This is a genomic window from Streptomyces niphimycinicus, from assembly GCF_018883605.1.
Lineage (GTDB): Bacteria > Actinomycetota > Actinomycetes > Streptomycetales > Streptomycetaceae > Streptomyces > Streptomyces niphimycinicus.
The window spans coordinates 1-8,725 of sequence record NZ_JAHLEM010000777.1 but is presented as its reverse complement, the minus strand read 5'-3'; the positions used below and the strand labels follow the sequence as shown (position 1 = coordinate 8,725).

Annotated in this window: 8 protein-coding genes and 1 pseudogene; 6 read left to right on the top strand and 3 right to left on the bottom strand. The window is 69.7% G+C overall.

All coding sequences use genetic code 11. The annotated features are described in order from the left end of the window. Window positions 1-176, bottom strand: a 176-nt coding sequence (locus KN815_RS51960; protein WP_308403702.1) for an SAV_915 family protein, incomplete at its 3' end; no start/stop codon positions are given. A gap of 795 nt (window positions 177-971) precedes the next feature. Between KN815_RS51960 and KN815_RS42505 the strand changes: the two are divergent. Next, window positions 972-1,259 (top strand): annotated as a pseudogene (locus KN815_RS42505) (ABC transporter ATP-binding protein); the annotation flags it as partial. A 183-nt stretch (window positions 1,260-1,442) separates the two neighbouring features. Next, window positions 1,443-3,779: a glycosyl hydrolase family 95 catalytic domain-containing protein gene (locus KN815_RS42500; RefSeq protein ID WP_216347119.1), complete on the top strand. Its 2,337-nt coding sequence runs from the start codon at window positions 1,443-1,445 to the stop codon at window positions 3,777-3,779. Window positions 3,780-3,958: 179 nt separating this feature from the next. Here KN815_RS42500 and KN815_RS42495 read toward each other — a convergent pair whose 3' ends face one another. Further along, window positions 3,959-4,345: a DUF6234 family protein gene (locus KN815_RS42495; RefSeq protein ID WP_216347118.1), complete on the bottom strand. Its 387-nt coding sequence runs from the start codon at window positions 4,343-4,345 to the stop codon at window positions 3,959-3,961. Between the two features lie 106 nt (window positions 4,346-4,451). Between KN815_RS42495 and KN815_RS42490 the strand changes: the two genes are divergently transcribed. Next, window positions 4,452-4,688, top strand: coding sequence for a hypothetical protein (locus tag KN815_RS42490; protein WP_216347117.1), 237 nt, complete (start codon window positions 4,452-4,454; stop codon window positions 4,686-4,688). Window positions 4,689-4,703: 15 nt separating this feature from the next. Here the strand turns inward: KN815_RS42490 and KN815_RS42485 are convergent, their stop codons facing one another. Continuing rightward, window positions 4,704-6,044: a glycosyltransferase family 39 protein gene (locus KN815_RS42485; RefSeq protein WP_372458622.1), complete on the bottom strand. Its 1,341-nt coding sequence runs from the start codon at window positions 6,042-6,044 to the stop codon at window positions 4,704-4,706. Window positions 6,045-6,331: 287 nt separating this feature from the next. Here KN815_RS42485 and KN815_RS42480 point away from each other — a divergent pair, with 287 nt between their 5' ends. The 3 genes from KN815_RS42480 to KN815_RS52475 all read left to right on the top strand — a co-directional run. Further along, entirely contained in the window at window positions 6,332-7,012 is a 681-nt protein-coding gene (locus tag KN815_RS42480) for a response regulator transcription factor (RefSeq protein WP_216347115.1), read from the top strand. Next, window positions 6,999-8,498 carry a sensor histidine kinase gene (locus tag KN815_RS42475; RefSeq protein WP_216347114.1) on the top strand — a complete coding sequence of 500 codons (1,500 nt, stop codon included), beginning with the start codon at window positions 6,999-7,001 and terminating at the stop codon, window positions 8,496-8,498. Before KN815_RS42480 ends, KN815_RS42475 begins: the two co-directional genes overlap by 14 nt. A gap of 165 nt (window positions 8,499-8,663) precedes the next feature. After that, on the top strand, window positions 8,664-8,725 hold a 62-nt coding region (locus tag KN815_RS52475; protein WP_216347120.1), incomplete at its 3' end, for a helix-turn-helix domain-containing protein.

Genomic DNA, 8,725 nt, shown 5'->3' with positions numbered 1-8,725 from the left:
GGCCGCGCGACCTCGCGGACCGCGAGCCGCGGGTCCACGGTGAGCGAGGTGGCGCCGAGCGGCTCGGTGAGGGCGCGCAGCGCCGGTTCGCCGAGCCGGATCCACGGCTGCCGGGTGCCGAGGACGGCGGTCAGCCGCTGCCGGGTGGAGAAGCCGACGGCAGGTACGGCCGCCATGGGGGGTTGGCAACTGCTCGTCCGGGAGCGTGTGTAAGGCCGGTTTAGCTCGATCGTGTGATGGTCGGCTTCTGGCCTTGCGGCGCCATGGGCGGGTCGGGTTAGCGTGGCTGTGCGATCTGGGACGCCGGGTGCGGTGCCGGCGTGCGGGGCCCCTGCTCCACCAGAGTGATGGTTCAGGGCCTCCCCGTCGCCTCTGGCCAGATCCACATGGCCAGGTCGTGAGGGACTCCGCCCGCCCGGCTCGGACCACGGACGCGATCCGTGTCGCCGCCCGGGACGCGAAAGCGGACGACCAGGGGGTACCTCCCAGCGGTAGCTGGGGGAGTGCCCAAAACCGTTCGGGGCGTGCCAGTGAGCGGGCTCACTCCCGCCCACTGCCCAGGAACGGTACGGAAGATGCGCATGGCGCAGCCGGCAGGCCCCGGCCGGACGAGGACGTACAGGGACGCGTCCGGCCGGGACGGGTTCGTCGGGCTCGGGGTCGTCTCCGTAGAGATGGTTGGTCATGACGTGCCTCCAGGGGGAGCGGGGAAGGCCCTGGACCGGACGGCGGACCGGGGCCCGGACAGGACGGTAAGTCCCGCGCCTTGTGGCGGGAGGCGGTCCCTGACGCGACGCTGACGCGAGGACGGGAAGTCTTGACGCGACGCTGTCGGCGGCCCCCCCCGTGCACGCGGCCGTGGCCCCGCCCCTGCGCATCGTCATGGCCCCGGTGGCGCGGTCGTCGAGCCACCGGGTGGGGCCGTCCACGTCGAAGCCGAGCATGACGGCGCGGCGGGCCCCGTCCGGCCGGCCGGCCTGGACGTGTCCATCCAGGCGCATCCTCCGGCTGCTCGCCGATATCCGCCGGGAGACCGGCGTGGCCCTGGTCTTCGTCAGCCATGACCTGCCGTCGTACGGCACATCACGGACGACACGCTGGTGATGCGGCGCGGCCGTGCGGTCGAGACGGGTCCGACGGCCCGGGTGCTGGACACCCCGGCGGATCCGTACACCCGGCTTCTGCTGTCGTCGGTGCCGCACGACGGCTGGGATCCGGCGGAGACGGTACGGCTGCGGGCGGAACTCGCCGAGCTATGACCGCGACCGCCGATGGCGAGACATCGGCTCACTCCGAACCTCGGCAACCCAATGTGAGGAGCTGAGCCCGCCTCACCTGCGAATACGTAGCCCGTTGAATTTCTATACGTCGGAGGTATTCCCAGGTGCCCAAGTGCACTGCACCATTCCGGTAGTTCATCACCGGATATGGGAGGCACATACGTGACCGCGCCAACAGGGAACGGGATCTGGAACGGGATCTCTCGCAGAGGTGTGATCGGCACCGCCGCCGCGGTCGGCACCGGAGGCTGGCTGGCCGGATCGAGCACCGCCTGGGCCGCTCCCCGGGTGTCCGGCGGAGCGGCGGCCCTGCCCGAACGCATGGCCAGGGCCGCCGCCCCGCGGTGGCGGCGGATGCCCGGCGACTGGAAGGACGGCCCCTTCCTGGCCAACGGCCTGCTCGGCGCGGTGGTGTACAAGGGCGAGACGGCGCGCTCCGTGAAGGTCATGCTCAGCCACACCCAGGTGCAGGACCAGCGCCCCCAGTGGCGCGCCCCCTACGGCTTCTCCCGCCTGCCCATCGGCCACTTCGACCTCACCCTCGCCGGAGAGGTGACCGGTGTCGACTGGACGCTCGACCTCTGGGACGCCGAGCTGCGCGGCACCATCACCACCACCCGGGGCAGCGTCCGTTTCTCGATGCTGGTGCACAACACCCGTGGCGCGCTGCTGATCTCCACCCGGCCCAGCGCCGGTGAGGAGGCCGCGGCCTGGTCGTTCACCTGGCTGCCCGCCGCCTCGCCCCGCACCAAGGACAAGCCCGCCGACTACACCGGCAACCCCGACCCCCGCACCGGCTCCACGGGCGCCACCCACTACGTCGAGCAGCCGCTGATCGCGGGCGGCGGCTGGACCACCGCCTGGCGGGAACGCCGCGTGGGCACCGGCAGGCTGCTGGCCGCCCATATCGTCTACCGCCACCCCGAGGACCTGTCGCACACCACCGAACTGGCCGTCGCCGAGGTGGCCCGGACCCTGGCCACCGACCCCGACGACCTGGTGCGCTCCCATCGCGCCTGGTGGCACCGCTTCTACCAGCACAGCCTGGTCTCCGTACCCGACAAACGGCTACAGAGCTTCTACTGGATCCAGCTCTACAAGGTCGCCTGCGCCACCCGCGCCGACGGGCCCTCGATGTCCGAATGGGGGCCGTGGTACCCGGAGACCGGCGGCAGTTGGACCGCGGTCTGGTGGAACCTCAACGTCCAGATCGCCACCTGGCTCATCCAGGGCTCCAACCACCTCGAACTCGACTCCGTCACCTCCACCTTCAAGGAGTTCGAGAAGAACCTGCCGCTGTCCGTCCCCCCGGAGTACCGGGACGGCGACACCTACGCGCTGGCCCACCCCTCCGACTGGCTGCTGCGCCCCGGCGACAAGACCGTCGGCATCCCCGGCACCGCCACCAAGACCGACAACAACGGCAATCTCATCTGGGCCATGCACAACATCTGGCTCAGCTACCGCCACACCATGGACATCCGCATCGTGCGCGACGTCCTCTTCCCGATCCTCGCCAAGGCGGTGAACTTCTACGACCACTTCCTCCACGAGGGCGGCGACGGCAAACTGCATCTGCCGCTCACCCGCTCACCGGAGTGGGCCGACGCCGAGGACTGCACCTACGACCTCTCGCTGCTCCGCTGGGGCTGCGCCACCCTCCTGGACTGCCTGCGCATCCTCCGCACCGACCACCCCCGCGCCCGGCGCTGGCGCGAGATCCTCGACCGCCTCGTGGCCTACCCCCGCGATGCCACCGGCATCATGATCGGCGCCGACAAGCCGCTCACCGAGTCCCACCGCCACTTCTCCCATATGCTCTGGCTCTACCCGCTGCACGAGCTGGACTGGGACCGCCCGGCCGACCGGGACATCATGCGCACCACCTTCGACCACTGGGTCAAGGACCGCAGCCTGTGGGCCGGTTACAGCTACGCCGTCGCCTCCTCCATGGCCTCGCGCATGGAACGGCCCGAGGAGGCCCTGGACTTCCTCACCTTCCTCACGGACGGCAACCTGATCAAGAACGCCTGGATCACCCCGAACACCATGTACGTCGAGGGCGGCAACCTCGCCACCGAAAGCCCCCTGGCGGCGGCCCAGTCGATCCTCGAAATGGCCGTCCAGAGCCACAACGGCGTCCTGCGGGTCTTCCCCTCCGTCTCCCGCCGCTGGCCCGACCTCTCCGTCCAGTCCCTGCGCACCCAGGGCGCCTTCCTCGTGGACGCCGACCGCTCGGCCGGGCGCACCCGCTGGATACGCGTCCACAGCGAGGCCGGTGCCCCGCTCGTCCTGCACCACGGCATCCCCGGCCCGATCGACGTCCGCGACCACCGGGGCCGCCCCCTCCGCTACCGCGGCACCGGCCCCGGCCGCGTCGAGATCCCGCTCGCCCGCGACGCGACGGCCCTCATCACCCCCCGGGGCCACCGCCCGGACCCGGCCCCGCGCGACGTCCCGGCCGTCGGCGACGCCAAGCCGTGGGGGCTGCCGGACTGAGCCGTAGCCGCCCGAACAAGGCGACGGGCGCACCCCTGCCGTGTGCTTGTTGAGCCCGTCCCTGACCTGGGTCGTCGCCTTGCTACGGCGGCTCCACCACGGATGGCCGCTTCCAGCGACCACAAGAGCCCGCCATCGACGATGGCGGGCTCTTCAACGCCTCTCAGGGGCGGCTGCTCTCAGGGGGCGGCTGCGCCGTTTACGGTGTAGTCCTCGCACCAGGGCGCGTCCAAGCCCGCGTAACACGCGCTGCGCCGGTGCTCTTCCTCCACTCTCCTGCCCACCAAGTTCGCCCCGAGCATGACCACGATGGTGAGGCACACGACTGCCCCCTGCCCCCAGGCCACCCCCGATGCACCGCGCGCAGCGGCCACGATCGCCGTAACGGCGGCGATCACGGCCACAACAGCCGCCTTCGCGATGTATGGACTGATCGGGTCTCCGACGTTCAGCGGATCCCAAGAGAAGTAGGAAGCGCCCCAGGCGAGAAAGATCAACACCAGGGCCGTCAGCTCAGCGCCGACCAGGACACACCCGCTGCACCCGCTTGGGATTCGCTCAGCCACCTGCCCAGCTCATCACGACCCGTACGGGAGGCACATGAGTACCTGTACTCAGGACCGTTCTCGCCACGGATGGCGCGAAAGATGCCCTCGAACCGACGACCTTCGCTTGGCAAGAGCAGGGGTGCGCCCATGTGCCCTCGGCTGGCTCGGCAAGCCGATCGAGATCGACGACCCGCACGAGACCCAACTTGTCGACCGCTTACGGCGGTTGGTCTTCGCCGGTGACCCGGCGCGCCCCCTCCAGCACCTCGGCGAGGCCGAGACCCTGACGCTGATCCAGAACCGGCCGGAATACACCGGCTCGGTCTGGATCAGCCGCGCCCCCGAGGACCTACGGCACTGACCGGCAGCCGCCTCATCACCTCACCGCTCGCTGCGGGCGAGATGGGTCGTGGTCTCGGACATAGACGGTGACTCGCGCCCCGTTGACATGGGTTGTTGCGTGCTCGCGGAAGTACCGTCGCAGGGTGCTTGTTTTCGCTTGCTCCTGAGGGCTGGTGGGCGAGTGCGCACCCGCCGGGCCGCGGACCGCGACGATCCGGTCGAATTCCAGCATGCGTGCCGCTATGTCCTGGGCGGGAAGCTCGACACCTGCGAGTGTGTTCGACGAAACGGCGTCCTGTGCCAGGGCCAGATCCGTCAGGAAACGGGTGTCCTCGGGGCGGGCCGCGGTGAAGGCCCGGTACTGGCCGGAGAGATAGAGCAGCCCGTCGCCGGGGCGGCCCTCCTCGCGTACGGCGGCGCCGACGGCGGTGACGTCATTGCTCCGGCTCTGGGGCGTCCTCAGTGAAATGCTCGGCGGGACGAGCGCGGCCAGTACGGCAACCGCCGCGATCCACGCGTTGCGGGAAGACCGCTGCCGCCGGTGGAAGTAATCCATCCAGGCGCCCAGCAGCACGGCGATCCCGATATTGCCGTAGACCACATACCGGTCGACGAAAAGGGGCTTGACCAGTGAGGTGATCAGCAGCAGAAGGCCCGGAAGCACAAGAATCGGCACAGCCAGCGCGGAAAGCCGTACGGGCCCCTTCACCCCCAGAGGCGCTCGGGCACACACCACGCCCACGACCGCCACCACCAGGAAATAACGAAGCCGCACCGGTCCGCCGATCCAGGACACCTGCCCCGACTGCTGCGCACTACAGATCGCCAGCGGCAACAGCCCGGTCACAACGCCCGCGGCGGTCACACTCCATGCCCTCAGCGCCGGTCGTGGAACACGGGAGACGACCAGTGTGACGCCGTGTGCGACCAGGGCGAGGACCGCGAACTCATGGAGCAGACAGGCCAGCAGCATGGTGGAGCCATAGACCGCCCACCGCCACCGGGCGCGCTGCGGGACGCTGACCACGAGCGCATAGGTGGCCCAGGTGACCAGGGCGCAGACCATGGCATACGAGCGGCCTTCCTGCGCGTACTTCTGTACCTGGGGAAGGAGCGGAAACACCAGCCCGGCCAGCAGCCCGGCACGGGGTCCCGCCAGGCGTAGCGTCAGCAGCCCGACTCCGCTCGCCGCCACGGACATCGCCAGCACAGACGGCAGCCGCAACGTCAGCAGCCCTCCGCCGAAGAGACCGAAGATCTCATGCATCACGGCGTAGTACAGGGCATGGACCAGATCGATGTGCTGGGCGGTGTGCCATATCTGGGAAAGATCGCGGTGCGCGAGCTGATAGGTGACGGACTCGTCCCCCCACATAGTGTTCTGCCTGCGGATACCCCAGAGCCCCAGAGCGATGGTCAGCGCCAAGGGCGCGATGACGACAACGGCTTTGGCCGGGCCCGGTGATTGCCGACGGGCGGGTACGGGAGGGGAAACCGTCGTGGCCACGGCGGGGGCACGTTCATCAAGGGACATCGGCAGCAGGGCCTTTCGGCAGTGGCGGGGAAACGCCGCCAGCGTGCCCGGACCTCGTTGACCGGATGCTGATCCAACCTGACCGGCCGATCAGGAAAGCGGGCCGGCGCTGTGCGAGGCTGCGCCACATGCGCATCCTGGTGGTCGAAGACGAGGTGGACCTTGCCCATACCCTGCACACCGGTCTCACCGCCGAGGGCTACAGCGTCGACCTCGCCCATGACGGCCGGCAGGGACTGTGGATGGCTCGGACCGGCGAATACGCCCTTGTCGTACTGGACTTGATGCTGCCCGGACTCAACGGCTACAAGGTCTGCGCCCAGTTGCGCCGGGAGGGCAACGCGACGCCCATCCTGGTACTCACCGCCAAGGACGGGGAGTGGGATCAGGCAGAGGCCCTGGACACGGGGGCCGATGACTACCTGGCCAAACCCTTCTCCTACATGGTGCTCGTCGCACGGCTGCGGGCCCTGGTCAGACGAGCCGCCACGGTCGCCCCGCCCGTCCTTGCCGTGGGCGACCTCTCGTTGGATGTCGCCGGCCGGGTCTGCCGCCGGGCCGGGACCCGGGTGGAACTCACACCCCGGGAGTTCGCCGTGCTGGAGCTGCTGGCCCGCCGGGCGGGCCAGGCGGTCTCCAAAGCGGATCTGCTGTATCACGCGTGGCCCGACGAAGCCCAGGATCCCAACCTGGTGGAGGCGCGCGTCAGCGCACTGCGCAAGAAGGTGGACGCCGCGTTCCAGCGGAAGTCCCTCCAGACCGTACGGGGTACCGGCTACCGGCTGGTGGACGACCGTGAACGCGACTGAGCCGCGACGCCGCTGGTGGCCGCGTTCGGTACGAGCCCGCACGGCCCTGGCCGCCGCCCTGGCCACCGCCGTTGTCCTGGTCGGCATCGGCCGGTGGGTGCACCAGGAGGTCTACCGCGAGAGCATGACCATCGCCGAAAACCGTGCCGAGGGGAATCTCGCCGCTCTCGTGCATCAGCTGAGGGATGGTTCGGTTCCCGGTCCCGCAAGCGCCGCGCCGTACGAGGTCGTCGCGACCGGCCGGCGCACCGCTGTCGCCTCCGGCGGAGCCATGCAGAACTTCGATCCCCGCGCCCGCCATGTGCTGCCCGCTCCACCCCCGCTCTCCGCCCCGACACCAAAGGATGACAGTGACCTCGGGGGCTATACGAGGTGGCCCCTGCGCATACCGGAGCGCCGCGACTACAACCCCGTGTACGGGTACGACTTGGCCGGCAAGACCTACTTGGTCTTGTACCACGACATCTGTGGCTGTGAACTGGGCAAGGACAAGGCAGCGGCCCTGGGCGTCACCGCCGACGCCACGCTGCGGGCCTATGTGGTGGTGCTCCCGGACACAGCCGAGGAGATCGCCGGCACCACCGACGACCTGCTGCTGCGGGCCGGTCTCGTCGGCCTTGTGCTGATCGCCGCCATCGCCTACTTCACCGTCCGCATCGCGCTGCGGCCGGTCGAGGCCATCCGCGTCCTCACCGCCTCGGTCACCGCGAACGACCCCCGCGAACGCGTCACCGTCCCCGCCACGGGACACGAGATCACCGCCCTGGCCACCACCATCAACACCACCCTCCAACGCCTCGACAACGCCGCCTCCCAGCAACGCCGCTTCGTCGCGGACGCCGCCCATGAACTGCGCAGCCCCCTCACCACACTGCTGGCCAGCCTGGAAGTCGCGCTCGCCTACCCGGAACGCACCGACTGGCCCGCCGCGGCCACCACCGCCGCCCGACAGACCCGCCGCCTCCAGGCCCTCGCCGAAGACCTGCTGCTCCTCGCCCGCCTGGACACCCGCACCCCCGTGGCCAGTCCCGAAACCGTCGACCTGACAGCCCTCGCCTCTCGGCTGGCCGAGCAATATCCGCTCACCGAACGACCGTTGACCCTCACCTGCGACAGCACCGCCCCCGCACACGTACACGGAAACCCGGACGAATACGAACGGCTGCTGCGCAACCTCATCGACAACGCCGCCCGTCACGCCGCACACCGCATCCAGATCACCATCCGGAACCAGGACGACTGGGTCGTCCTCACGGTGCACGACGATGGACCGGGCGTGCCCACCGAGGACGCCGAGCGCATCTTCGAACGCTTCGTCCGGCTCGACGACGCCCGCTCCCGCGACCAGGGCGGCACCGGCCTGGGCCTCGCTATTGCTCGCGACCTGGCCCACCGCCACAAAGGCACCCTCACCCTCACCCCCCGGACCCTCGGAGCATGCTTCCAGCTACGCCTTCCCCAAGCCCCCGCCCCGGTCGAGAAATGACGCGCCTCACCGCGGTAGCCCTTCGGACCGGCTGATCGCCGAAGTCAGCAAACGAAGCTCCTGCGGAGCAGGGCAGGGAAAGGTGAATCGCCGCCAGGGCGATCCGGCGTTCACCGAATTCCGGCCGACATCCGCCCTCACACGGGAGCTGATAGAGTGTGAGGCATGGTGCAGCAGGTCAAGCGGGCGTTCAAGTACCGCTTTTACCCCACGGACGAGCAGGCGGC

Bases quoted from the DNA above. Each gene is read 5' to 3' on its own strand.
- KN815_RS42485 (WP_372458622.1), bottom strand. From the start codon at position 6,044: ATGTGGGGGGACGAGTCCGTCACCTATCAGCTCGCGCACCGCGATCTT.
- KN815_RS42480 (WP_216347115.1), top strand. From the start codon at position 6,332: ATGCGCATCCTGGTGGTCGAAGACGAGGTGGACCTTGCCCATACCCTG.